Source organism: Corynebacterium tardum, from assembly GCF_046717785.1.
Classification (GTDB): domain Bacteria; phylum Actinomycetota; class Actinomycetes; order Mycobacteriales; family Mycobacteriaceae; genus Corynebacterium.
Map to the genome: position 1 here is coordinate 1,059,567 of NZ_CP177104.1, position 24,156 is coordinate 1,083,722.

General features: G+C 65.4%; 26 protein-coding genes. 16 read left to right on the forward strand and 10 right to left on the reverse strand.

Going from position 1 to position 24,156, the window contains the following annotated elements; all coding sequences use genetic code 11:
- The first annotated feature begins 102 nt into the window (after positions 1–102).
- On the forward strand, positions 103–2,010 hold the full coding sequence (locus ACLI1P_RS05155) for a BCCT family transporter (protein ID WP_411709570.1): 1,908 nt from the start codon (positions 103–105) through the stop codon (positions 2,008–2,010).
- On the opposite strand, the gene ACLI1P_RS05160 is transcribed toward ACLI1P_RS05155, so the two are convergent.
- Genes ACLI1P_RS05160 through ACLI1P_RS05170 form a run of 3 tightly spaced genes read right to left on the reverse strand, consistent with a single transcriptional unit; the run spans position 2,011 to position 4,219 of the window.
- Positions 2,011–2,931, reverse strand: coding sequence for a DUF808 domain-containing protein (locus ACLI1P_RS05160; protein ID WP_411709571.1), 921 nt, complete (start codon positions 2,929–2,931; stop codon positions 2,011–2,013).
- Between the two features lie 23 nt (positions 2,932–2,954).
- Entirely contained in the window at positions 2,955–3,491 is a 537-nt protein-coding gene (locus ACLI1P_RS05165) for a DUF402 domain-containing protein (RefSeq protein WP_411709572.1), read from the reverse strand.
- The gene (locus tag ACLI1P_RS05170; RefSeq protein WP_411709573.1) at positions 3,491–4,219 is read right to left on the reverse strand and encodes a hypothetical protein; all 729 of its coding nucleotides are present in this window, start codon (positions 4,217–4,219) and stop codon (positions 3,491–3,493) included. The genes ACLI1P_RS05165 and ACLI1P_RS05170 overlap by 1 nt, the downstream gene beginning before the upstream one ends.
- A 261-nt stretch (positions 4,220–4,480) precedes the next feature.
- Here ACLI1P_RS05170 and typA point away from each other — a divergent pair, with 261 nt between their 5' ends.
- Positions 4,481–6,391, forward strand: coding sequence for a translational GTPase TypA (typA, locus tag ACLI1P_RS05175; protein ID WP_411709574.1), 1,911 nt, complete (start codon positions 4,481–4,483; stop codon positions 6,389–6,391).
- 27 nt (positions 6,392–6,418) lie between these two features.
- Here the strand turns inward: typA and ACLI1P_RS05180 are convergent, their stop codons facing one another.
- Positions 6,419–7,051 carry a GPP34 family phosphoprotein gene (locus ACLI1P_RS05180; RefSeq protein ID WP_411709575.1) on the reverse strand — a complete coding sequence of 211 codons (633 nt, stop codon included), beginning with the start codon at positions 7,049–7,051 and terminating at the stop codon, positions 6,419–6,421.
- A gap of 115 nt (positions 7,052–7,166) precedes the next feature.
- On the opposite strand from ACLI1P_RS05180, the gene ACLI1P_RS05185 reads away from it, so the two are divergent.
- The 7 genes from ACLI1P_RS05185 (at position 7,167) to ACLI1P_RS05215 (ending at position 12,933) form a co-directional block, all read left to right on the forward strand.
- Entirely contained in the window at positions 7,167–8,759 is a 1,593-nt protein-coding gene (locus ACLI1P_RS05185; RefSeq protein ID WP_408931662.1) for an ABC transporter family substrate-binding protein, read from the forward strand.
- Positions 8,752–9,621 carry a PIG-L family deacetylase gene (locus tag ACLI1P_RS05190; RefSeq protein WP_411709576.1) on the forward strand — a complete coding sequence of 290 codons (870 nt, stop codon included), beginning with the start codon at positions 8,752–8,754 and terminating at the stop codon, positions 9,619–9,621. The genes ACLI1P_RS05185 and ACLI1P_RS05190 overlap by 8 nt, the downstream gene beginning before the upstream one ends.
- Complete coding sequence (locus ACLI1P_RS05195) at positions 9,618–10,007, forward strand: hypothetical protein (protein ID WP_306507552.1); 390 nt, start codon at positions 9,618–9,620, stop codon at positions 10,005–10,007. The genes ACLI1P_RS05190 and ACLI1P_RS05195 overlap by 4 nt, the downstream gene beginning before the upstream one ends.
- A 53-nt stretch (positions 10,008–10,060) precedes the next feature.
- Positions 10,061–10,384, forward strand: a complete 324-nt coding sequence (gene fdxA / locus ACLI1P_RS05200) for a ferredoxin (protein WP_296133774.1) — start codon at positions 10,061–10,063, stop codon at positions 10,382–10,384.
- Positions 10,385–10,387: 3 nt separating this feature from the next.
- On the forward strand, positions 10,388–11,473 hold the full coding sequence (gene dapC, locus ACLI1P_RS05205) for a succinyldiaminopimelate transaminase (RefSeq protein ID WP_296133776.1): 1,086 nt from the start codon (positions 10,388–10,390) through the stop codon (positions 11,471–11,473).
- Positions 11,473–12,279 carry a pseudouridine synthase gene (locus ACLI1P_RS05210; RefSeq protein ID WP_296133777.1) on the forward strand — a complete coding sequence of 269 codons (807 nt, stop codon included), beginning with the start codon at positions 11,473–11,475 and terminating at the stop codon, positions 12,277–12,279. The genes dapC and ACLI1P_RS05210 overlap by 1 nt, the downstream gene beginning before the upstream one ends.
- Before the next feature lie 90 nt (positions 12,280–12,369).
- On the forward strand, positions 12,370–12,933 hold the full coding sequence (locus tag ACLI1P_RS05215; protein WP_296133779.1) for a GtrA family protein: 564 nt from the start codon (positions 12,370–12,372) through the stop codon (positions 12,931–12,933).
- 370 nt (positions 12,934–13,303) lie between these two features.
- On the opposite strand, the gene ACLI1P_RS05220 is transcribed toward ACLI1P_RS05215, so the two are convergent.
- The 6 genes from ACLI1P_RS05220 to ACLI1P_RS05245 form a co-directional block, all read right to left on the reverse strand.
- Positions 13,304–13,786 (reverse strand): transcriptional regulator, encoded by a 483-nt coding sequence (locus ACLI1P_RS05220; RefSeq protein WP_296133781.1) that lies wholly within the window; start codon positions 13,784–13,786, stop codon positions 13,304–13,306.
- Positions 13,779–13,988 carry a helix-turn-helix transcriptional regulator gene (locus tag ACLI1P_RS05225; RefSeq protein WP_296133783.1) on the reverse strand — a complete coding sequence of 70 codons (210 nt, stop codon included), beginning with the start codon at positions 13,986–13,988 and terminating at the stop codon, positions 13,779–13,781. Before ACLI1P_RS05225 ends, ACLI1P_RS05220 begins: the two co-directional genes overlap by 8 nt.
- A 69-nt stretch (positions 13,989–14,057) precedes the next feature.
- The gene (locus tag ACLI1P_RS05230) at positions 14,058–14,903 is read right to left on the reverse strand and encodes a type IV toxin-antitoxin system AbiEi family antitoxin domain-containing protein (protein ID WP_296133785.1); all 846 of its coding nucleotides are present in this window, start codon (positions 14,901–14,903) and stop codon (positions 14,058–14,060) included.
- Positions 14,904–15,368: 465 nt separating this feature from the next.
- The gene (locus ACLI1P_RS05235; protein ID WP_296133786.1) at positions 15,369–16,781 is read right to left on the reverse strand and encodes an amino acid permease; all 1,413 of its coding nucleotides are present in this window, start codon (positions 16,779–16,781) and stop codon (positions 15,369–15,371) included.
- Positions 16,782–16,859: 78 nt separating this feature from the next.
- Positions 16,860–17,831 (reverse strand): 2,3,4,5-tetrahydropyridine-2,6-dicarboxylate N-succinyltransferase, encoded by a 972-nt coding sequence (gene dapD / locus ACLI1P_RS05240; protein ID WP_408930369.1) that lies wholly within the window; start codon positions 17,829–17,831, stop codon positions 16,860–16,862.
- Positions 17,832–17,849: 18 nt separating this feature from the next.
- The gene (locus ACLI1P_RS05245) at positions 17,850–19,202 is read right to left on the reverse strand and encodes an amino acid permease (RefSeq protein WP_306507561.1); all 1,353 of its coding nucleotides are present in this window, start codon (positions 19,200–19,202) and stop codon (positions 17,850–17,852) included.
- 106 nt (positions 19,203–19,308) lie between these two features.
- Between ACLI1P_RS05245 and dapE the strand changes: the two genes are divergently transcribed.
- Genes dapE through ACLI1P_RS05280 form a run of 7 tightly spaced genes read left to right on the forward strand, consistent with a single transcriptional unit; the run spans position 19,309 to position 24,145 of the window.
- Complete coding sequence (gene dapE, locus ACLI1P_RS05250) at positions 19,309–20,397, forward strand: succinyl-diaminopimelate desuccinylase (RefSeq protein WP_306507562.1); 1,089 nt, start codon at positions 19,309–19,311, stop codon at positions 20,395–20,397.
- Positions 20,398–20,402: 5 nt separating this feature from the next.
- Entirely contained in the window at positions 20,403–21,173 is a 771-nt protein-coding gene (locus tag ACLI1P_RS05255; protein ID WP_296134946.1) for a TIGR00730 family Rossman fold protein, read from the forward strand.
- 26 nt (positions 21,174–21,199) lie between these two features.
- Entirely contained in the window at positions 21,200–22,012 is an 813-nt protein-coding gene (gene folP / locus ACLI1P_RS05260) for a dihydropteroate synthase (protein ID WP_296134955.1), read from the forward strand.
- Positions 22,009–22,740: a glucosyl-3-phosphoglycerate synthase gene (locus ACLI1P_RS05265; protein ID WP_296134944.1), complete on the forward strand. Its 732-nt coding sequence runs from the start codon at positions 22,009–22,011 to the stop codon at positions 22,738–22,740. The genes folP and ACLI1P_RS05265 overlap by 4 nt, the downstream gene beginning before the upstream one ends.
- 3 nt (positions 22,741–22,743) lie before the next feature.
- Positions 22,744–23,085, forward strand: a complete 342-nt coding sequence (locus ACLI1P_RS05270; protein WP_296134942.1) for a DivIVA domain-containing protein — start codon at positions 22,744–22,746, stop codon at positions 23,083–23,085.
- Positions 23,086–23,101: 16 nt separating this feature from the next.
- On the forward strand, positions 23,102–23,269 hold the full coding sequence (locus ACLI1P_RS05275; RefSeq protein WP_070537056.1) for a DUF3117 domain-containing protein: 168 nt from the start codon (positions 23,102–23,104) through the stop codon (positions 23,267–23,269).
- A gap of 9 nt (positions 23,270–23,278) precedes the next feature.
- Positions 23,279–24,145 carry a methyltransferase domain-containing protein gene (locus tag ACLI1P_RS05280; RefSeq protein ID WP_411709577.1) on the forward strand — a complete coding sequence of 289 codons (867 nt, stop codon included), beginning with the start codon at positions 23,279–23,281 and terminating at the stop codon, positions 24,143–24,145.
- The last annotated feature ends 11 nt before the right edge of the window (positions 24,146–24,156 follow it).

Below are 24,156 nucleotides of genomic sequence, written 5' to 3' on the forward strand. Positions count from 1 at the left end.
TCAATCTTACGCAGGAGAGCGGAAACTTCGTTACGTTCGAAGGAGTACCTTTCAACCGACCAGAAGAAGTGACCTGCTATTACTGGGGAATCGCGAAGTTCGGTGAACAATACTGACAAGAGTAGAAAGCGCACGCGCGAAGCCAAGCGAATACTCAAGGACATAATCTATCCTCACAACATTCACCCGGCGCTGGTGCCGGGCGTGTCCATTGAGGACCAGAAGGTCAAGTACGGAGTGGACAAACCCATCCTTATCGTGGTCGGCAGCCTCATCGTGGCCTTTGTGGCGTGGGGAATTTTCGCTCCCGAGCAGGTGTTTAACGCCTCCTCCGCGGCGCTGGATTGGGTCATGCGCAACCTGGGGTGGATCTTTACCACGCGGGCGACCTTCCTCATGTTCGTGCTCCTGATCCTTGCGTTTTCAAAGTACGGCAAGATCCCGCTCGGCGTGGACGGCGAGAAGCCCGAATTCTCCACCGTGAGCTGGGCAGCCATGCTTTTCGGCGCCGGCATTGGCATCGGCATCATCTTCTTCGGCCCCTTCGAGCCGCTGAGCTACTATCTCTCGCCCCGCCCGGGCGCCTACGAGGCCGCCAGCGATGAGGCAGTGATGGGAGCGATGGCGCAGGCGGCGATGCACTGGGGAATCAACGCGTGGGCCATCTACGCCATCGTGGGCTTGTGCGTGGCCTATGTGTCCTACCGGCGCGGCCGCGTGCCGCTGATGAGCTCCATCCTCATGCCGCTGTTTGGCAACCGCGATACGGATTCCGTGCCGGCGCGGATTATCGACGGCCTGGCGATCATCGCCACCCTCTTCGGCACGGCGGCCACGCTGGGCATCGGCGCCCTGCAGATCGGGCGCGGCGTGGAGATTGTCAGCGGCTGGTCCACCACGGGCAACACGGCGGCGATGATCATCATCATGGTGCTCTCCATCGGAACCATCTTCTCCGCGGTCTCTGGCGTGTCCAAGGGCATTCGGTGGCTGTCCAACATCAACCTGGTCCTCGCGGTCGGGCTGGCCGTCTTCTTCTTTGTGGTGGGCCCCACGGCCTTCCTCATGAACATGCTGCCCTCCGTCATCATCGAATACCTCGATGAGATGCCGAGCATGCTCTCCGCCAACATGGGCCAAGGCGAGGACATGGTCGCCTTCCTCTCGTCGTGGACCACCTTCTACTGGGCGTGGTGGGTGTCCTGGGCGCCGTTCGTCGGCGTATTCGTGGCCAAGATTTCCCGCGGGCGCACCATCCGCCAATACATCCTGGGCGTGCTGCTTATTCCTTCGGCCATCATCGTGTGCGCCTTCACCATCCTGGGAGGCACCACCATCTGGCTGCAGCGCCGCGACGGCGACATCGCCCCTGACGGCACCATCAACTCCATGCCGCCAGCGGAGGACATCTTCTTCACCGTCCTAGATCATCTGCCGGGCGCGCAGATCATGGCGCCGCTGGTACTGATCATGCTGGTAGTCTTCTTCATCACCACGGCGGACTCCGCCTCGCTGGTCAACTCCCAGCTCACCCAGCGCGGAAACCCCAACCCCAAGCCGGCGGTGACCATCTTCTGGGTGCTCTGCATGGCCGGTATCGCGGTGGTTATCCTCTTGGCCGGTGGCCGCAATGCGCTGCAGGGACTGCAGAACCTCATTACGGTCACGGCCTTGCCGTTCGCTGTCATCATTGTGTTCATGTGTATCTCGCTCATCCGGGAATTGCGCCATGATCCCGCCGCGATCCGGTCCTTCTACGAGGAACAGGCCGTCTCTAATGCCGTCATCCATGGCGTGCGCGAGCACGGCGATAACTTCGCTTTGGCTATTCAGCCCACGGACGACGATTCTGAATACGCCACCGGTGCCGAGTTCGACTCCACCGCGGCCGAGGTCACCGAGTGGTACGCCCGCACGGACGAAGAAGGCCACGCGGTGGGCTATGACTATGAGACCGGTGAGTACACCGACGATGACCCGACTGTCAGCGACGGCGAGTCACTGGTGTAGCTACTTGACGCGCTCTGCGGTGGCCTTGGCCGCCATGATGACGGTGGCCACGACGGTGCCCAGGATGAGGCCGAAGACCATGGACATGCCGGTATCCGCCAGCCAGGTCAGCGCGCCGTTGCTGATGTTGTCGGTCACGCTGTGGATGAAGCCGTAGGGCTGGTCCGCGCCGAAGTCGTGGAGGCCCTTAATAACGATGTGGCCGCCTACCCACAGCATGGCGGCGGTGCCGATGACACCGATGATGTCGAGCACCACCGGCATGCCCTTGACCAGGGCGGTGCCGAGGGCGGATTCGCCGTTGTTGCGCTTGAGCAGGCCCATGCCGATGTCATCCATCTTCACCAGGACAGCAACTGCGCCGTACACGCCGAGGGTGAGGATGATGCCCACGATGATGAGGGAGGCCAGGCGCATCCAGAAGGGCTGGTCAATGACCTCGTTGAGGGAGATGACCATGATCTCCGCGGAGAGAATCAGGTCCGTGGTAATGGCCGAGCGCACCAGCGAGTCCTCGGCATCCGCGCCTGACTCGCGGACGGGCTTTTTCTCCTCCTCGCCGCGGTGGAAGAGGAAGTGCAGGATCTTCTCGGCGCCCTCGAAACAGAGGTAGGTACCGCCGCACATGAGAATCGGAGTCAGTGCCCAGGGCGCAATCCAGGAGAGGATGAGCGCGATGGGCAGAATGATGATGAGCTTGTTGATGAGGGAACCCTTGGTGATGCGCCAAATCATCGGCAGCTCACGCTGGGGTTTGACACCATCGACAAACTGCGGGGTGACTGCGGCGTCGTCCACGACGACGCCCACGGATTTCATCGAGGTCTTGCCCGCGAGGGCAGCCACGTCGTCCACGCTGGAAGCGGCGGAGCGGGCGATCAGGGCAACGTCGTCAAGCAGGGCAAAGAGGCCTCCGGCCACGGTGAGATCACATCCTTCGAGAGTTATTCAGCAGGAATTAACTCTACCTTCTCAGCCCAGGTGAGGTCGATGCCGAGGGCGCGCAGCCAGCTCATGGCGTCATCGTCGTAGCGCGTGATGCCCTCCACGGCGTTGAGCGTGCGCTCCATTGCGCGTTCTGCCTCCTCGGCGCTGATGAGGCCCGTGGAGGTGGCGGCGGCCAGCTCGTCGATGTCGAGCACGTCCACCGGCTCGCCGGAGGTGGAAACGAGGTCCACGTAGAGATCCCGGGTGGTCCACACGTCCCCCTCCACGGCGATATCGGCCACGTCAATGTAGAAGTCCTGGTGCACGTCCACGTCCTCGCGGAAGTGGAAGATGTTGGCGCGCAGGCCGAGCTCCGGCAGTAGCCAGGATTCGAGGTAGCCAAAACGCGGGTGGTTCGCCCCGCGGGCCATGTAGAGGCCGAAGTCGGTGACGCGGTAGGTGTCTACCTCACGAAGGAAGCCCTTGGGGTCGACGTTGATGTTGTCGGCGGTGTTAAAGGTCTCTTGCTTGACTGGGTGCAGATCGACGCTCACTAGTTTACCTCGAGGAAGGCTGCGGTTGGGGGGAAGGAGCACGCGGATTCTGCGGTGTTGACGGCCCCGCTCAGTACGGCGACGACGGTGCCCTTGCCGGTGGCGGCGCGGCCGGAGACCGTGGTGGGGCCGTCGGTGTTGATGCCGTTGTTGACCAGGGGAGTGGTGCCAAACTGGAAGGTATCCAGGTTGAACCACTGCACGTTCATGGAACCCTGCTCTTCCGCAGCAGTGGGGGTGCCCAAGGCGGTGAAGAGGAAGACGGTTTCACCTTCCCCGGCGCCCGGCGCCGGCATATCCGTGGGGCCGGGCACCGCGATGGCGGAGCCCACCGAGTTGCCCTGCCCGCCGATGCACTGCGCGGAGACCGTGGGCCAGTAGAACTGGCGGAAGGCCGGGTTATTGCCCTCCGGCAACGGCGCGCCGCCCTCGCCCCCGCCGCTGGCGAAGTTGAGGGCGGTCAGGATAGTGGAGCGCGCGTCCTGCGGAACCCACGGCTGAGCGGCGAAGTCCCGGACGCGCTGCTGCGTCTCCGGGGTAGGCCGGCCCAGGCCGTCGAGTGGATTGCTGCTGGCCTCGCCGTTCAGCGCGGCCAGCGAGGAGAGGTCCGGCGCGTCCGCGTGAGCAGGGGAGATGCTCATGAACGCCATCAGTGCGGTAGCGGCGATCGCAGCTGCGCCGCGCGGGGCGGAGCTGGACGAGCGCTGGGCGGTGGTGAACATGGGCATGAAGAATCCTTGTGTGGGGGCAAAAAGTGAATCACAGAAAGCAACAACCGTCACTTTAGTATCTGGTGTCACAATATTCACTTTTTCGGAGTAGTCAACCCGCTATGGGTGCTACTGCCCGGTATGTCGGCCGCCGATACCGTTTCGTTACACACGGTCGCGGCGTCCGCGGCCCTCGATGCTGCGTGCGAGGGAACCAGCGGGTATATTTAAGGGCCGTTCACACGCACATCGCATTCTGCTTTAAGGAGCACCCCACACGTGAGTAACACTGAGTTCCGTAACGTAGCCATCGTCGCACACGTTGACCACGGTAAAACCACCCTCGTCAACGGAATGCTGGAGCAGTCCGGCGCTTTCGGCGACCATGGCGAGCACACGGACCGCGTCATGGACTCCAATGACCAGGAGCGCGAGCGCGGCATTACCATTCTGGCGAAGAACACCGCCATCCACCGCAAGGGCCTGGGCAAGGACGGCCAGGACCTCATCATCAACGTGATCGATACCCCGGGCCACGCCGACTTCGGTGGCGAGGTCGAGCGCGGTATCTCCATGGTGGACGGCGTCGTGCTGCTGGTCGACGCCTCCGAGGGCCCGCTCCCGCAGACCCGCTTCGTGCTCACCAAGGCGCTGGAGGCCAAACTGCCGGTCATCATTTGCGTGAACAAGACCGACCGCCCGGACGCGCGTATCGACGAGGTTGTTGCTGAGTCCCAGGACCTGCTGCTGGAGATCGCCGCCGGCCTGGAGGACGAAGAGGCCGCTGCCGCCGCCGAGGAGCTGCTGGACCTGCCGGTCCTCTATGCCTCCGGCCGCGAGGGCAAGGCATCCACCGAGAACCCGGGCGACGGCAACGTTCCGGCCTCCGAGGATCTGCAGGCGCTTTTCGACGTCATCTATGACGTCCTCCCCGAGCCCTCCGCGTCGGTGGACGGCCCGCTGCAGGCACACGTGACCAACCTGGACTCCGATGACTTCCTGGGCCGTATCGCCCTGCTGCGCATCTACTCCGGCACCATCAAGAAGGGCCAGCAGGTGGCCTGGATGCACTACGATGACGAAGGCGAGATGCACACCAAGACCGTCAAGGTGGCGGAGCTTTTGCGCACCGTCGGCTTCGAGCGCCAGCCGGACACCGAGGCCATCGCCGGTGACATCGTGGCGATCTCCGGTATCTCCGACATCATGATTGGTGACACCATCGCCGACGTGGAGGATCCGAAGCCGTTGCCGCGCATCAAGGTGGACGAGCCGGCCATCTCCATGACCATCGGCGTCAACACCTCCCCGATGGCGGGCCAGGGCGGCGGCGACAAGCTCACCGCCCGCATGGTCAAGGCCCGTCTGGACCAGGAGCTCATCGGTAACGTGTCCATCAAGGTGCTGCCGACCGAGCGCCCGGATGCTTGGGAGGTCCAGGGCCGCGGCAAGATGGCTCTCTCCGTGCTTATTGAGAACATGCGCCGCGAGGGCTTCGAGATGACCGTTGGCAAGCCGCAGGTGGTCACCCAGGTCATCGACGGCAAGACCATGGAGCCCTACGAGATGCTCACCATCGACTCCCCGTCGGAGTTCCAGGGTGCCATCACCCAGCTGCTGGCCTCCCGCAAGGGCCAGATGCAGTCCATGGACGTGCGCGAGGGCGACTGGGTCCGCATGGTCTTCCGCGTCCCCGCCCGCGGCCTCATCGGCTTCCGCACCCAGTTCCTCACCGAAACCCGTGGCTCCGGTATCGCCAACTCCATCTCCGACGGCCTCGACGTGTGGGCCGGCGAGATCAAGTCCCGCGCCACCGGCTCCCTCGTGGCGGACCGCTCCGGCCAGATCACCGCATACGCGCTGATGCAGCTGGCTGACCGCGGCGACTTCTTTGTGGAGCCGGGCATGGAGGCCTACGAGGGCATGGTCGTCGGCGCCAACAACCGTGATGAGGATATGGACATCAACATCACCAAGGAGAAGAAGCTGACTAACATGCGCTCCGCCACCGCGGACGCCACCGTCACGCTGGCCAAGGCCAAGACCCTCTCCCTGGATGAGGCCCTTGAGTTCTGTGGCAACGACGAGTGCGTCGAGGTCGGCCCGAAGGTCCTGCGCGTGCGCAAGGTCGAGCTGTCTGCCACCGACCGCAAGCGCGCGGCCGCCCGCGCCAAGCAGCTGAACAAGTAAGGCCGAACTGCAGCCCCTAACTGCAGCTTAAGAAAGCGCCGCCAGCACGGTGGCGACTGAGGCGAGGGAGGTGCGTTGGACGTCGCTAAGCTCAGGCTCTGCCTGCAGCGCGTCCATCCGCTCCCTCGCCTCGTGGCGATCTAGCCCCTCTAGCTCCTCCTGTAGGAGGGTGTAGGCCCCGCCGGCCTCGCGCAAAATGGACACCAGGATGACCGCCTGCAAAGACGCGGGGGCGGTGCCGTTGATGGCAGCAACCAACGTGCGCTTGAGCTCCTCCCGTGCGTTCGGGTCCGTGACCTGCAGGCGCTCGCTGCGCCACCAGCGCTCCTCCTCCACATCGACCGTGCCCTGCGCCGAGAGCGCCTGGGCTATCTCCGTGCGCGGGCTAAACCACTCCGCCTGGAGGAGCATGTCTGCATCGAGGTGTTTGTGATTGCGCATTTCCTCCACCGCCCAGGCCAGCACGGGATGCCTGGGCGTGGCGGTGGGAAGCACCTTGTGGTTGCCGTCGATGTGCGCGGCTTCCTCCAAGAGGAGATCCGCCAGCAGCGCGGCGCGCAACAGGACCTCGTGGTGGGCAATCGTGGTGTCATCGGTCAGGAGTAGGAACATCTCTTCACAGGCCAGCATGCGGGGTACCTTCCTCAGTGCAGTAATCATGCTCGGTTTATGTGCGCAGTGCGATGTGCCCACCAGGATAGTGAAAAATGGGTTCAGACAACGGCGGGTATTAAGCTAGAGCAGACAAGTGTGCCAAGCGTAAAGGTGTGTGGGCGTGGACCATTTCCTCCCTCGGCTGGCAGCGGTGCTCGCCGCCGGCGTGCTCGCGGGCTGCCAGGCCAACCCCGGACCACCCCCGGTGGTGGAAGCGGAGTCTCCTGATATGACCTCGGCGTCTCCGACCACGACCACCCCGGACGAGGCGGAGCAGGAGGAGGCGCTGCCGGAGCGCAGCACGGTGGCTATCGGCGTCGATCCGCTGCGCGGCGGGCTCAACCCGCATATCATGGCCAACAACTCCGAGCTGGTTAGCCAGATTGCGGAGCTGGTCTTGCCCTCTGCCTTCCACGGCGACGAGATGGACGCGGACGTGCTGGAATCCGCCGAGGAGATTGAGGCGCCCGGCAGCGTGGCCATGCGGGTGCGCTATACCATTGCCGCCCCGGCGCAGTGGTCGGACGGCACTCCCATTAGTGGCTCGGACTTCACCTACCTGTGGGAGCAGATGAACCAGACCGCCGGAGTCAATAATGCTGCCGGCTACCGCGCTATTTCGGCGGTGCGTACCTCCGGCAACGGGCGGGTGGTGACGGTGGACTTTGACCACCGCGTCAAGGACTGGCACGCGCTCTTTGCCCACCTGTTGCCCTCCCACCTGCTCGAAGACAAGGACTTTGTCTCCGCCTTGGCCGATGGGATCCCTGCATCCGCCGGCCGCTTCCTGGTCGCCGGGATGGACCGCAGTCGGGGCGTTATCACCCTCAACCGCAACGACCGCTTCTGGGGTAAGGAGCCAGCGCTTGTCGACGTCATCCAGCTCCGCGGCATCCGCGATACCGCCCAGGCCGTCAACATGCTGCGCTCCGAGCAGATCGGGTTTGCCGATATCACCCCGGAGCAGACCACCCTGGAAAATCTGGGGCTGCTCAGCAACGTCAACACCGGGGTAGTCACCCGCCCGCGCGAGCTGCGCCTGCATGTCTCGGCGCGTCCAGGTGCCCTGCCGGAGGAGTCGCAGCGCCGCGCGCTGGCCTCGCTGCTTGATACCGACCAGATCGCGCGCTTGGCCACTGGCCGCGCCTCCGAGCTCGAGGCAGGGGAGAACCCGTTCGGGGAGGAAGAAGACTTGAGCCCGCTGCGCGAGCGGGCCGGACGCCAGCCGCTGCGCATCGCCGTCGACCCGCTCAACCCGACGGCCCTGGCAGCGGCCAACACCATCGTGGACGTGCTCCGCTCGAAGGCCATCGATGCCGAGCTGGTCAGCGAGCGCCTGAGCACCATCACCTCCGAGTGGCTGCCGGATGGCACGGCGGATGCCGTGGTGTCCTGGGATGAGACCAGCGGTGGTGCCACCAACCTGGCGGACTACTTTATCTGCGAAACGCCGACCCGCCCGGCGGCTGATCTGTCCGGCTATTGCCCAGAGAATTCGCAAGCCGCGGCGATGGAAATTCTGTCCGGCGAGGTGGATGAGCGTGGAGCCGCAGAACGCGTGCGCCAGCTCAACGAGGACAATGTCCTCTTCGTGCCCCTGCTGGAGGAGGTGCGAATCCACGCCTTGGGCAAGGGTATTGTGGGGCCCGGACAAAGCATTGATGACTGGGAATCTGGCCTGGTGAGCGCAGGCCAGTGGAGGAAAGATGACTAAGCACGATTTGGCCGGCTACCGCGTGGTGGCCGTGCACGCGCACCCGGACGACGAGGTGCTTTTTACCGGTGGCACCCTGGCGGACATGGCCGCCCGCGGCGCCGAGGTCACCGTGGTGACCGCCACCTTGGGGGAGGAGGGCGAGATTATCGGAGAGCCCTACCAGGGCCTGGCGGTCACCGACCAACTCGGCGGCTTCCGTGCCTGGGAGCTCAAGCGCGCCCTCGACGCGCTGGGCGTGCGCGGCGTGCAGCTCGGCGGCTTTGGGCACTTCCGCGATTCCGGCATGGAAGGCTCTCCGGCGCACGATAACCCGCGCGCACTGGTCAACCGCGTCGACGAAGCCGCGCAGCTCCTCGAGCAGCAGTTCGCCGCCCTGCAGCCCCACGCGGTGCTCACCTACGGGCCGGATGGCGGATACGGCCACCCCGACCACATCGCGGTGCACCGCGCGGTGCACGCGGCCGCGCCCCAGGATCTCCACATCTGGTGGGCCGTGTTCGAGCGCGGCGCTCACTACTCCGGTCTGGAGTCCATAGATGCGCCGGAGGGCTGGAGCCTGCCGGATCAGGCCTACCTGGACAACTTCACCAACCGGGGCGCCGACGTGACCTACGAGCTCTCCAGCGAAGCCCTCGAGGCCAAGCGCGCTGCTATGCGCGCCCACGCTACCCAGATCTGGACGGCGGATGGAACGCTGAGTGCCGTGAACCCGTACGCGGCCCAGGCGGGCCTGCGCGCGCCGGCAGAGGTGCCCGGCGCCTACGCGCTGTCCAACCTTCTCACCATGCCGCTGCTGCGCCAGGAGTTCTACCAGCTGGGGCAGGGCACCCCGCAGGAAACTCTCTTGGGGCAGATGTGAGCGAGCGCGTTATCCGCACCGACTTTTCCCGCGCGGAGCAGGTAGGCGGACTTGCCTGGCTGGTCCTTGGCGCGCTGTGCTCGCTCACCCTCGAGGTGGTCTACCTGACGGCTCGCCTGCCGTGGCCGGGCGGGGCCAGTGTAGCCTTTCCCATCACGATCCTTATCGCCTTCTGGTTCAACGGGGTGCTCACGCGCACAGCGCGGCTGTGGAGTGAGAATCCCTACATTGCGAGCATCCCGGGCTTCGCGTGGATAGCCGGATTTTTCGCGTTCCTGCTGGGAGGCGCCATTGGGGGCGATACGCTGCTGGCCAATAATATTCTCAGCCTGCTGCTGCTCGGGGCTGGAATCGCGGGAAGCGTTTGGCCATTTTTTAAGCAGTAGTAGCATACTGTTAGCTGTAGAAAACCCGTGACATACAGGAGTTTGAACACCCTATGACTTACACCATCGCGCAGCCCTGCGTCGACGTGATGGACCGCGGCTGCGTTGAAGAGTGCCCGGTCGACTGCATCTACGAGGGCAAGCGCATGCTCTACATCCACCCCGACGAGTGCGTGGACTGCGGTGCCTGCGAGCCGGCATGCCCGGTGGAGGCCATCTTCTACGAGGACGACGTCCCGGATGAGTGGCTGGACTACAACGACGCCAACGCCGCCTTCTTCGATGACTTGGGCTCTCCGGGTGGAGCCGCGGCCCTCGGCCCGCAGGACTTCGACGTCGCAATGATTGCGGCGCTGCCGCCGCAGAACCAGGAGTAGGGCATGGCACGCACGCCGCTGGGAAGCATCCTTCCTGACTTCCCGTGGAACTCGCTCGCCGGGGCCAAGAAGAAGGCCCAGGCACACCCGGACGGCATCGTGGACCTGTCGGTGGGCAACCCCGTGGATCCGGTAGCGCCCGGCGTGCAGCTCGCACTTTCCTCGGCCGCCGAGGCCCCCGGCTACCCGCAGACCCAGGGCACCCCGGAGCTGCGTGAGGCCATCGCGAAAGCCTTGCGCCGCCGCTACAACATGGACGTCGACGCGGTCCTGCCGGTCGTCGGCACCAAGGAGGCCATTGCCTGGCTGCCTACCCTGCTGGGCATGCGCGGCCAGACCGTCGCGTTCCCCTCGGTGGCGTACCCGACCTATGAGGTCGGCGTGCTGCTGGCGGGTGCTAAGCCCCTGCGCGCGGATGCGGACTTCGAGGACGCCTCCCTGGTTTTCATCAACTCGCCGTCGAACCCGACGGGCGAGGTGCTAGGCGTCGAGAAGCTGCGCAGCATCGTGGCGTGGGCGCGCGAGCACGGCGCCATCGTGGCTTCCGACGAGTGCTACATGGGCCTGGGCTGGGACGACGAGAACCCGCCGGTCTCCATCCTGGACCCGCGCGTGACCGACGGCGACAATACCGGGCTCATCGCCATGCACTCGCTGTCCAAGTCGGCGAACATGGCTTCCTATCGCGCCGGTTTCTTCGCCGGCGATAACGAGCTCATCGCGGAGCTGTTGGAGCTGCGCAAGCACGCCGGGCTCATCGTCCCCGGGCCGATTCAGGCGGCCATGGTGGCGGCATTGGAGGACGATGCCTCGGAGGCTCTCCAGCGCCAGCGCTACGCTAAACGCCGCGTCCAGCTCATTCGCGCGCTCACGGACAATGGCTTCCGCATCGAGCACTCCGAGGCCGGGCTCTACCTGTGGTGCACCCGCGGGGAGAACTGCCGGGAGACCGTCGACTGGCTGGCGGAGCGCGGCATTCTCGTCGCCCCCGGCGATTTCTACGGCCCCGCCGGCGAGGAGTACGTGCGCATCGGCCTCAACGGTACCGACGAGCGCGTGGCCGCGGCCGTCCAGCGCCTGGCTCAGTAGTGGCGTTTCGCCCGCCGGCGCGCGACGGAATCAGCCCGCGCAAGGTGATGCTCAACGGCATCGTGCCTGCTTCGCCCACCTACGTGGCGGGAGAGGCGGGCGATTCCGCGTTTTCCCCCGGCACTGTCCTCGAGCCCGGAACCGAGCTGCCCGGCCCGACGCTGGCCTGGTACCACCCGCACGTGCCGGCGGAGCAGCCCATTCCCTTCGACTACCGCGTGCTTTACGAGGACTCGGATCTCATCGTCGTCGACAAGCCGCACTTTCTCCCCACCACGTCCAACGGGCGCCTCGTCCGCGAGACCCTGCAGACGCGGCTGCGCGTGGACTTCGGCGAGGAAGACATCGTGCCCTTGCACCGCCTGGACCGGCTGACCGCGGGGCTGGTGTTGTGCTCCCGCAACCCGCACACGCGCCCCGCCTACCAGCGGCTTTTTCAGGACCGCGCGGTGCTCAAGCACTACCGGGCCCGGCTGTCCTCGCCCTTGACCTTCGACGGCACCGTCCGCCTCGGCATGCGGCGTGTGCGCGGTGAGCGCCAGGTCCTCGTGGACCCCACCGCGACGCCGACGGTGACCCGTGTGCACGCTGTGGGCCTGCTTGCCGACGTCTACCCCCTCACCGGTCACACCCACCAAATCCGCGTGGTGCTCAACCATCTGGGCCATCCGATTGTGGGCGATGATACCTACCCCGTCGACCGTGGCCTGGACCTCTACGATTTCTCCACTCCGCTGCAGCTGGAGCACGTCGCGCTGTCCTTGAGGGACCCTTTCACCGGGCGGACCCGCCGATTTTCCCGCTAGGATGCGGCGCGCGTTTTCTTATCGGGATGGGGGAGCGACTAGAATCAATCGGAGTTTTATTCATTACGTGTTAGTTAGAAGGGCTCGTTCATGGCGGATCTGAGCTTCGCTCGCTTTGCCTCGAACCTAGGCCAGTTCATCAAGTTTGGTCTGGTTGGCGGTTCGGGGGCACTGGTCAACATTGCAACCTCTATCGTGGCCGCGAAGTGCGCCCTCAACTGGTGGGGTGCTACGCCGCACGACGCTATGTTCAACCTCTTCGGCACCCAGTTCCACGTCCGGTGGTTCATGCTGCTGTCCACCATTGCCTTCCTTGTGGCCAATACGTGGAACTACCAGCTCAACCGCATGTGGACGTTCAAGTCGGTGACGAAGGTGTCGTGGCTCCGCGGCTTCTTCCCTTTCCTCATCACCGGTTTCGGCGCCTACCTGGTCACTCTTGCTGTGCAGTACCTGCTCATGAACCCGACCTCGCCGCTGCAGCTGCCGCCCCACATCTTCGATGACTCGACCGGCTTCCGCACCATGTACTACTGGGCCAACGCCATCTCCATCGTGGTGGCTACGCCCATCAACTTTGTGCTCAACAAGCTGTGGACCTTCCGCTCGAAGCCTTCGAAGCCGGTCGTGGTGCACGAGACCGAGCCGGCTTAATATCGGCCCTTCGCCCCGCCTCGCCCCGCCTCGCCCCGCACCCGTCGCGCTCCCGCCCCGCACCCTTCGCGCTCACCAGCGTAAGGCTGCGGGGCCTTTTTATCGCGGCGGTGAGCGGGAGGGGAGGCTTGGGCAAGCTCCGGCCCCTTCGCGCTCACGGTGGGGTGAATCGTGGCGTCGGGTGGTCGCAGGGGTGAGCGCGAAGGACAGCCGGCACCCTTGCCGCTCACGGGGGGGATGTTTGGGCGCCGGGTGGTCGCGGCGGTGAGCGCGGAGGGTAGCGGGCACCCTTGCCGCTCACGGGGGCCGTAAAACGGTCGCTCCCGCCGTCCGCGGTGAGCGCGAAGGGCGGGAGGAGGGATGAGAAAGGCTAGTCTTCGAGCTCTGCGTCGAGGCGAGCCTGGTCGCGGCGGTGCTGGTGGCGTCGGATGAATGGGGTGAGGATAAGCACCGCGATGGCGCCGACGGCGGTTCCGGCTAGGTACGCGGCTGGGTTGTGGCCGTCGGCAGGCGCGTAGGCGTGGTAGGCGATGCCAGCAAACATGACGAACATCGGGATGAGGTAGATGGCCATCATGGTCCAATTGCGGCCGACGAGCGGGGTGGCGACGCGCTGGCGCAGCCATACCGTGCCGATGACGTTTCCGACGATGGAGGGGAGCAGAGCGAGGAAGCTCAGCAGGCTGAGTTGGCCGGGGAGGGCCCACGCGAGAATGGCGGCGATGACCAGCTCCGCAAACTGCACCGGGGGTGCGGCGATGGCGCAGGCCTTGTAGAAGGTCTCGCGCTCGTATTCGTCGTGGGCGACGCGTTCGATTTCGTTGAGGGAGTAGTTGGCAATGGCGTTAATCATGTTGTTCAGCTCCAAAAATTTCTTCGACGGACTTTCCTAGTTCGCGGCAAATGTCCAGCGCGAGGTGCACGGACGGCGAATAGTTGCCGCGTTCAATGTTTGCGATTGTTTGGCGGGAGACGCCGGCCCGCTCGGCGAGTTCGGCCTGTGATAGTTCGAGCCAGCGCCGCCACTTGCGGACCATATTGGGATGTTCGGGCACCTTTCCTCCTTTACGGCCTGTCGTGCCTACATGATTAAGTGTAAAGAATACTTGTCACTATGGCAACCTTTACAAGCACACGTGCCACGTCCAATAGGGCTGGGTCACCGATGCAGGCAGCCTGGGCTTGCGCCCTTTGAGCAGCTCGAGCATGGTTTTGATGAGCAGGAGCGCGTCGTCGAGGTGGTAGCGGATGTCGTCGGCTGTAAAGCGCAGAACCGTATAGCCGTGCGCGACCGCCGCGTTCTGCTTTGTGCGGTCCGCCTGGAAGCTCCGGCTGTGCTTGTGGTGCTCCCAACCATCAATCTCCACGACGAGCCGGCCAATCTTGATGTCGAAGTGATAGCCAGCAATGAGTGCATTGTGCTCAGGGACGATGCCGTCGCCACGCAGACTCCGGCTGAGGGTGCGCTCCGGCGGGCTGTCTGTGCCAATCGGCGTCTTGCGGAGTGCCTCCTTCAGCAGCCTTGGAATCCTGCGCATGCGCTGCCGGTCGGCGTCGAGGCGGTCCGGGCCCCGCTTGCCGCGATAGTGCTCTTCCAACAACTGCCCGCAAGCGGTAGCAATCCGCCGAGCCGCCCATAACACCTGCACAACGGGTAAGCCGTTGACCGTGGATGTTGCCGCGAGCCGAGAATGCGTCACGCGGAAATTCTTTCCCTCGAGCGTGCGCGGCCCCTCAGCTTCCAGCGGAAAAGTCAGCTCCCGGCCAAGGTGAATTTCCTGCGCAGTCTTGCCCGTATAGTGAATGCGTCTGAGCCCGTGCGCGAGCGCCCGAGCGACCGCCAGCGGCGAAGTGTCATCGCTATAAATCCCGCGGTGCACACGATGAAGTGCGCCCTCGCGCAGCTTCCGCCTAATCGCTTCCTTGCTCAACCCCATGTCGCGCAGCTCTGCAGTGGTCCATGCCTTCATAAGGCTTCAACGTATGCACTGCTTGGCGACGCGTCGATGCTCTCATCCTCGCCTGTGGATAACTCGGCATCTGGGTCCGGTTTTCGGTGCTTTATGTTGTCGTGTCCGCGATTTGTGCGGTTGTCCGCGCGCCTCTCTTCGCGCCCCGCGACCCCCGCTCCGCACCCTTTTGCGCTCACGGGGACGGGGCGGAATGACTGCGGAGCGCTCGCGGTGAGCGCGAAGGGTGGAGGGCGGAGGGGAAGGCGACGGAGCGAGGGGCGGAGGGGGTTGCGGCCGTAGCGCTGATGGGCTTTGCGCCCTTTGCGCTCACCGAGGGCTGCTTTCCGACGCCATGCCAGTCGCCGGTGAGCGCGAAGGGCGAGGGGGCGGAGAGGAAGGCGAGGGGCGAGGCGTGAAGGGCGCGGGCGAAGGGCGGGGAGGAGTGGAGCGGGTCGGGGTGCAGCGGGGTGGAGCGGGACGGAGCTAGGCGCTCGGCAGCGGCAGGCGCGCCGTGGGGGCGATGCCGCGCAGCTTGGCGTTGATGACCCCGGCGACGGCTAGCACGACGAACATGGCGGCGGCGGAGTAGAGCTGGAGGCGGGCGGAGGCGTCGGTAAGCATGAGCACCGCGATGGCCGCAAACAGTGCCAGGGCGAACCACGTGAGGTAGGGGAAGGCCCACATGCGCACCGGCAGCGGGTGGATGGCCTCCAGCTGGCGGCGCAGGCGCAACTGGCTTACGGCGATGAAGACCCACACGATGAGCAGGGACGCGCCGGCGGCGTTGAGCATGAAGGACAACAGCCAGCCGGTGTCGGCGTAGTTGAGCACGACCATAACCACGGACAAGGCGACGGACAGGGCGATAGCGGGGGTGGGCACGCCGCGGCTGTCGGTGGCAGCAAAGAGCTTCGGTGCCTCGCCGCGGGAGGCCAGCGAGTGCATCATGCGGGAGGAGGCGTAGATCTGCGCGTTGAAGGCAGACAGGAGTGCCAGCACGATGACGACCTCCATGATGGCGGCAGCGCCCGGGATGCCGGCGCGCTCGAGCACCATGGTGAAAGGCGACTCGGCGGCGGACTGCGCGGAGCCGAGCGACGAGTAGGGCAAGAGGAACGTGATGACGAGCACGGAGCCCAGGTAGAACACCGAAATGCGCGTAATCGTGGTGCGCACGGCATTGACCAGGGACTTTTCCGGATCCTCGGATTCGGCAGCGGCGATGGCCACGACCTCGATGCCGCCGAAGGCGAAGGCCACGGCGAGCAAGCCGGCCGCCACGCCGCCGAAGCCGTTGGGCATGAAGCCATCCTCGAGGAAGACCGAGGTGCCGATGAAGGAATGGCCGGGCAGGAGACCGAAAATGAGCAGCGCGCCGATGATGAGGAAGGCGACGATGACCGCGACCTTGATGAAGGCGAACCAGTACTCGAACTCGCCGAACATGCGCACGCGCAGCAAGTTGATGGCGCCGAAGAGGGCGACGCAGACGGCGGCGGGGATCCAGGGCGGGCAGTCAAACCAGGCGCCGATGAAGCCGGCGGCACCGGTGATTTCTGCGCCGAGGACCGCGACGGTGGCCAGCCAATAAATCCAGCCCTGGGTGAAACCTGCCCAGCGGCCGATGCCGTGCTCCGCGTACTCGGAAAAAGAGCCGGAGGCGGGGATGACCGTGCCCATTTCGCCGAGCATCTGCATGACGAGGATGGCCAGGAAGCCCGCGATGACGTAGGCCAGCAGCACGGCGGGGCCGGCGGCGGAGATGCCCACGCCGGTACCGAGGAACAAGCCCGCGCCAATGGTGGAGCCCAGCCCCATCATGGTGAGGTGGCGGACCTTGAGGCCGCTACTGAGCGAGCGAGTCGAGGAATCGTTTTGAGCAGTCACCTTTAGCATTCTAGGCAGCGGCGGGCCCGGGTACACACAAAGGCCCCCGCGGGCGGATACCCACGGAGGCCTCAGGAGCGCTAGTTCTTAGTTCTTGTGCAGGTCCTCGTTGAGAGCCACAGCATCGGACTTCCAGTCCACGGCCTCTACGGCGCCGGAGACTGAGTTGCGGCGCAGCAGCACGCCGGAGACGCCGGAGAGCTGGGAGCCCTTGATAGTGTCGCCCTCGGCAACCTCGAGCGCCTGGGCAATCTTGCCGTGGACGGCGATCTTGGTGCCGGCGGTGACGTAGAGGCCGGCTTCGACCACGGCGTCGTCGCCAAGCGAAATGCCAATGCCGGAGTTGGCGCCGAGCAGGCAGCGCTCACCGATGGAGATGACCTCCTTGCCACCGCCGGACAAGGTGCCCATGATGGACGCGCCGCCGCCGATATCGGAGCCGTCGCCCACGACGACGCCCGCGGAGATACGGCCTTCGACCATGGAGGCGCCGAGGGTGCCGGCGTTGAAGTTGACGAAGCCTTCGTGCATGACGGTGGTGCCCTCTGCCAGGTGGGCGCCCAGGCGCACGCGGTCGGCATCACCGATGCGCACGCCGGACGGAACCACGTAGTCCACCATGCGCGGGAACTTGTCCACGGAGTAGACCACAACCGGGCCGCGGGAGGCGAGACGGCCGCGCACCATCTGGAAGTCGGAGACGGCGCACGGGCCGTAATTGGTCCACACCACGTTGGCCAGCTTGCCAAAGATGCCGTCCACGTTCAGGCCATGCGGCTTGACCGCGCGGTGGGAGAGGAGGTGGAGGCGCAGGTAGGCGTCGTAAGTATCGGCCGGGGCCTCGTCGAGGTCCTTGATGGAAGTCTCCACCGCGATGCGGGCCACCCCGCGCTCATCGTCCGGGCCGACTAGTGCGGCGAACTGCTGCGGGGTCTCCTCCAGGCGCTCGGTGCCACTGGTTTCTACTGGGGTATCGGTGTGAACAGCGGGAAACCACACGTCCAAGACGGTGCCGTCGTGGGTAATGGTTGCCAGGCCGCGTGCGGATGCAGAAGTCATAGGGACACACCCTAGCAGCTACTGGGAGTCCGCGCGCTGTCGCGTACCTGGTAGCACGAAGAAGGCCACGATAAGGCCTACCGTGAGAATGAGCACAGCGATGACCTGGTTGCGGGCAGAAGGATCGAAGAGCATGAGCACCGTCAGGCCCACCAGGGCGAGCGCGCACAGCCACGGCAGCCACGGGTATCCGAACATCCGCAGGCTGGTGAGCTCGCCGTTGGCCTTGAGCTGCGGGTGCAGCTTGAGGTAGGAAGCCACGATGAAGAACCAGATGACCAGCAGGCAGCCGCCCACCGCGTTGAAGAGGAAGGCCAGTAGTCCCGGCGGGTTCCAGTACTGCAGGATCACGGACGCGAAGGCGAAGACGATGGACAGCAGCACCGCGAAGACGGGGGAGCCGGAGGTGTTGGTCTTGAGGAAGACGTGGTGCGCGCTGTGGTCCTTGGCCATGTCGAAGACTAGGCGCGAGGTGGCGTAGATCTGCGCGTTAAACGCGGAGAGCAGGGCCAAGGCGATAATCGCCTCCATGAATCCCGCGGCGAAGGGGATCTGGGCAGCGGAGAGAACCAGGGTGAAGGGGGAGTCGGCGGCAACGTCGGCGTCCTGGATGGAGCTAAACGGCAGCGCCATGGTGATGACCACGATGGAGCCGATGTAGAAAATCATGATGCGCACGATGCTGGCGCGCACGGCGGTGGCCACGTTGTGGGCGGGGTCTTCGGATTCGGCGGCGGCGATGGTCACTAGCTCAATGCCGCCGAAGGCGAAGGCCACGGCGAGGAGTCCGGCGGCGAAGCCGGGGCCGCCGTTGGGAAGGAAGTTTTCGGTGAAGTTTGTTCCGGCCTGGGAGAGATCCATACCGGGCAGGATGCCCAGCGCCATGAGCGCGCCGACCACGAGGAAGGCCACGATGGTGGCGACCTTGATGATGGCGAACCAGAATTCGAATTCGCCGAAGCCACCCACGGCGGCGAAGTTGACCACCGCGAAGAAGACCACGGCAATAAGGGCCGGTATCCACGGATCGATGCCGAACCAGCTGGAGATAATGGCGGCGGCGCCGGTGATTTCGGCACCCATGACCATGACCAGCATGAACCAGCAGATCCAGCCCAAGGTGAACCGCGCCCACGGCCCGAAGGCCTGGCCCGCGTAGGTGGAGAAGGCGCCCAGGGAGGGCCGCGCGGCGGCCATTTCTCCCAGCATCCACATCACCAGCGCAATAAGTGCGCCGGCCACGGAGTAGGACAGCAGCACGGAGGTGCCGGAGATCTGGATTCCGAGGCCGACTCCCAGAAAGAGGCCCGCGCCCACCGCGGAGCCGAGGCCCATCATGGTGAGGTGTCTAGATTTCAACTGTGCGGCCATGGGGAGATCACCTTCGGTAACAAATAAGTATTTAACAGTGGTTTTAAGTAGATAGGTGTACTTTACGCAATGCGGCCTCGCACCGGGGGCGCTAGCATGGCGGGTTGTGACTTTAGATCTTTTTGCCGACCCTATTGAGCTCACCAAGGCGCTCGTGGATATTCCCAGCCCCTCGCACCACGAGGAGGCGATTGCGGACGCCGTCGAGAAGGCCCTGCGTGGCCTGGACCAAGACATGGTGGAGGTGGAGCGCTTCGGCAACACCGTGTGCGCCCGCACCAACAGGGGGCTGGGGTCCCGCGTGGTGCTGGCTGGCCACATCGACACCGTGCCGCTGGCAGATAACGTGCCGCACTCCATGTCCGAGGACGGGCAGACCATGTACGGCTGCGGCACCGTGGACATGAAGTCCGGCATGGCCGTCTACCTCAATGCCTTCGCGCAGCTCTATGACTCCGCGGAGCTCAAGCACGATCTCACGGTGATTGCCTATGAGGGCGAGGAGGTCGCCACCGAGTTCAACGGCCTGGGTCATCTGCAGGAGCAGCACCCGGAGTGGCTGGAGGGAGATCTCGCCCTGCTAGGTGAGCCCTCCGGGGCCATGATTGAGGCCGGCTGCCAGGGCACGATTCGCCTGCGTGTGACCGCACACGGCACCCGCGCGCACTCGGCCCGCGCCTGGCTGGGCTCCAACGCCGCCCACACCTTGGCGCCGGTGATGCTGAACGTGGCGAACTACCAGCCGCGCGACGTGGAGATTGACGGCTGCACGTACAAGGAGGGGATGAACATCGTCCATCTCGAAGCCGGCGTGGCCACCAACACCCTCCCGGACGAGGCCTGGATGTTCGTCAACTTCCGTTTCGCCCCGGATCGCACGGCGGAGGAGGCCCTGGCGCACATGAAGGAGGTCATCGGCGAGCACGCTAATGTCAGCATCGAGATCGATGACATTGCCAGCGCCGCCAAGCCCGGCCTGGGGCAGCCGGCGGCGCAGGCGCTTGTCGACGCCGTCGGGGGCAACGTCCGCGCCAAGTACGGCTGGACCGACGTCGCTCGCTTCTCTGAGATGGGAACCCCGGCCGTCAACTTCGGCGCCGGCGACCCGGGTTTTGCCCACAAGAAGGACGAGCAGGTCCCCGTCGCCCAGATCACCGAAGTTTCGCACGCTCTCTTGACCTACCTGAAGGGATAAACACCATGACGCCTGAGCAAATCCGCACCCTGCGCGGCCCCCTCCTGGTTCGCACCGCCGGCGAGCAGTCCTCCACCTTTGACCAGCGCCTCCTGCAGTCCGGCGCGGACCACGAGTGGCAGCACGCCGACCCGTGGCGCGTCCTGCGCATCCAGGGCGAGTTCGTCGACGGTTTTGATGCCTTGGCTAAGCTGCCGAAGGCCGTCACCGTCTTTGGCTCCGCGCGCTCGAAGGAGGGTGACCCGAACTACGAGCTGGGCGTGGCCATGGGGCGCCGCCTAGCGGAGGCCCAGTACGCCGTCATCACCGGCGGCGGCCCCGGCATCATGGAGGCCGCCAACCGCGGCGCGCACGAGGCCGGCGGGCTCTCCGTGGGCCTGGGCATTGAGCTGCCGCACGAGCAGGGGCTCAACCCCTACGTGGACTTGGGCCTGAACTTCCGCTACTTCTTTGCGCGCAAGACCATGTTCCTCAAGTACTCCCAGGCCTTCATCTGCCTGCCGGGCGGCATGGGCACCATGGATGAGTTCTTCGAGGTCATGTGCATGGTCCAGACCGGCAAGGTGACCAACTATCCCATCGTGCTCATGGGGCGCGACTACTGGTCCGGCCTGGTGGAGTGGATGAAGAGCACCCTGGCGGAAGGCGGCTTCATCAGCGAAGACGACCTCGATCTCTTCCTCATCACCGACGATCCGGACGAGGCACTGGCCCACATCCTGGCCTCCCACAAGGTCATGTCGGACAAGCGCCTGCGCGAGGAAGCGGCCAAGTGAGCCCCGACCGCGGCCTTGCCCAGGTCATGGCGATTGTCAACCGCACACCGGACTCCTTCTACGACAAGGGGGCAACCTTCGAGCTGGACCCCGCAGTCCAGCGAGGGGAGCAGGCGCTTGCCGACGGCGCCTCGATCATCGACATCGGCGGTGTCAAGGCCGGTCCAGGCGAACACGTGGACGCAGCAGAGGAAATCGATCGCGTCGTCCCGACCATCGCGGAGCTGCACCGCCGCCACCCGGAGGCGCTGATTTCCGTGGACACGTGGCGCGCACCGGTGGCGGAGGCGGCCATTGCTGCCGGCGCCGGCCTGGTCAACGACACGTGGGCCGGCTGGGACCCGGAGCTCATCGAGGTCGCCGGCGACAAACAGGTGGGCTACGTGTGCTCGCATACCGGCGGGGTAGTCCCGCGCACCCGCCCGCACCGCGTGCACTTCGACGACGTGGTGGCGGACGTCATCGCGGAGACCACGCGGCTAGCGGAGCGCGCGGCCGGGCTCGGGTGCCCGGAAGAGCTGACCTTCATCGACCCCACCCACGACTTTGGCAAGAACACCTTCCACGGCCTGGAGCTGCTGCGGCGCGTCGACGAGCTCGTAGCCACCGGTTGGCCGGTGCTCATGGCGCTATCGAACAAGGACTTCGTGGGTGAGACGGTAGATAGGGACGTCGCCCAGCGCGTGCCCGGCACCCTGGCCGCCACTGCCTGGTCGGCCGCGCGCGGCGTGGCCGCCTTCCGCGTGCACGAGGTGGGGCCGACCCTCGACGTCATCCGCATGACCGCCGCCATCCAGGGCGAGATGGTTCCGCTGGCGACCACCCGCGGGCTGGCATGAGCGTTTCCGTCATTATCCCGGCACTGAATGAGGAAGCCACCGTCGCGCACGTGGTGCGCGCTTGCCTGGCGGACGGGCCCGATGAGGTGTTGGTGATCGATGCCGACTCGGAGGATGCTACCGCCGCCGAGGCCGCTGCCGCCGGCGCCACCGTGCGCAACTGGCGCGACATCCTGGAAGAGACTCCGCGCCCGGGCAAGGGCGAGTCACTCTGGCGTGGGGTCGCCGCCGCCACGAGCGACATCGTGGTCTTCGTGGACGCCGACCTCGAATCCGCCGCCCCGGGGATGGTTACCGCGCTTACGGAGCCCTTCGTGGATCCGCACGTGCAGCTGGTCAAGGCGCGCTACCGGCGCAGCTTCCAGGGTCGGCCCACCGGCGGCGGGCGCGTCACGGAGCTCACGGCCAAGCCGCTGCTGCGGCAGTTCTACCCGGAGCTCGGCCACATTGACCAGCCGCTGGGCGGGGAGTACGCGCTGCGGCGCGACACCGCGCGGCAGCTGCCCTTCGTCGACGGTTACGGGGTGGAGGCGGGGCTGCTCATAGACGTCGCCCAGCGCCACGGCGCACACGCCATCGCCGAGGTGGACCTGGGCACGCGTACCCACCGCAACCGCCCGCTGGTCGAACTTGCGCCGATGGCGGAGGTAGTGGCCGGCACCATCCTGTCGCGCGCCGGGGTGATTGGACCGGTGGCGCAGCGCCCGCCGCTGATGGGTAGGATTTAGCGCATGATGTCCTGGATTTTGCTCATCGTGGTCCTGCTCGCCCTCATTGTCATCGGCACGTGGGTCTCTGCGGTGATCTTTGGCCGTGGCACCGTGATGGAGACGCCGGACGCGGCCACCGACGTTACGGAAGGCAACCTCCGCGCGCTCTATTCTGGTTCCTTCGACGATCTGCGTTTTGACGTCGCCCCGCGCGGATACCGCCAGGATCAGGTAGACGAGCTGCTCGCAGCGGTGGAGACCCTCCTCAAGTCGCACCCGGAGTTGCTCACGGAGCAGACGCCGCAGCGAAGCGTGCCGGTTGGCGGCGAAAAGACGGTAGACTGGGCGGAAGAACAAAAATAGTCGAAGGAGACTCACTATGGCAGCGATGAAGCCCCGTACTACCGGTGGAGAGATGGAAGCAGTTGAGGAGTCCCGCAAAATTGTGATGCGCATCCCTTCCGACGGGGGTGGGCGCATCGTCATCGAGCTGAGCAAAGAGGAAGCAGCGCAGCTCGGTTCCCTCCTCGTGGAGGTTTCTAGCTAGTCTAGGTACATGCTTTCTCATATCGTCGACATTCTGGCCGATCCCGCCGATGGCAGCGCGCTGACAGGCGCCGATGACTTTGCTCGCCTCGTGTCGGAGACCGGCCACTCTTATGACGTGGCCAAGCAGGGCTACGTCACCCTTGCCGCCAGCGCTGGCCTCAAGCACCAGGGCGATGACGCCGCCATGGTGACCGCGCGCGAGACCTACCTGTCCATGGGGCATTTTGCGCCCTTCGTGGAGGCGGTGACCGGGGCGGTGCAGGATTCACTCGACGCAGCGCATCTCGACGATTCCGTGGCCCCCGCCCTCCTCGAGGTCGGCGCGGGCACGGGCTACTACCTGGCCCACACACTCGATTCGATTGCGGGCGCGCGCGGCGTGGGCCTCGATATTTCCACCCACGCGGCCAAGCACCTGGCTAAGTGCCACTCGCGCGTGGGCGCAGTGGTGGCGGACGTGTGGGAACGTCTGCCCATCCGGGATACATCGGTGCACGCGATTTCCGTGGTGTTCGCGCCGCGCAACCCGGCGGAATTCCAGCGCATCCTCGCCCCCGGTGGGGAAGTGATTGTGCTAACGCCACAGGCAGGCCACCTGGATGAGCTGCGCGAGCCGCTGGGAATCTTGGGCGTCGAGGCCGGCAAGGTTGACCGCATGTATGCCCAGGCGGAGGGGTACCTGGAGCAGGCGGCCGACCCGGTGGATATTTCCTTCCCCATCGAGCTGGACAAGCAGTCTATCGCCGCCCAGGTGGGGATGAGCCCGTCCGCGCGCCACATCAGCGCCGCGGAACTGGAGGAGCGCATGGCGGCCCTGCCGCAGACGCTGACCGTCACGGCCCGCGCCCGCCTGGACCGCCTGCGCGCGGTCTAGAATCGAGCGCC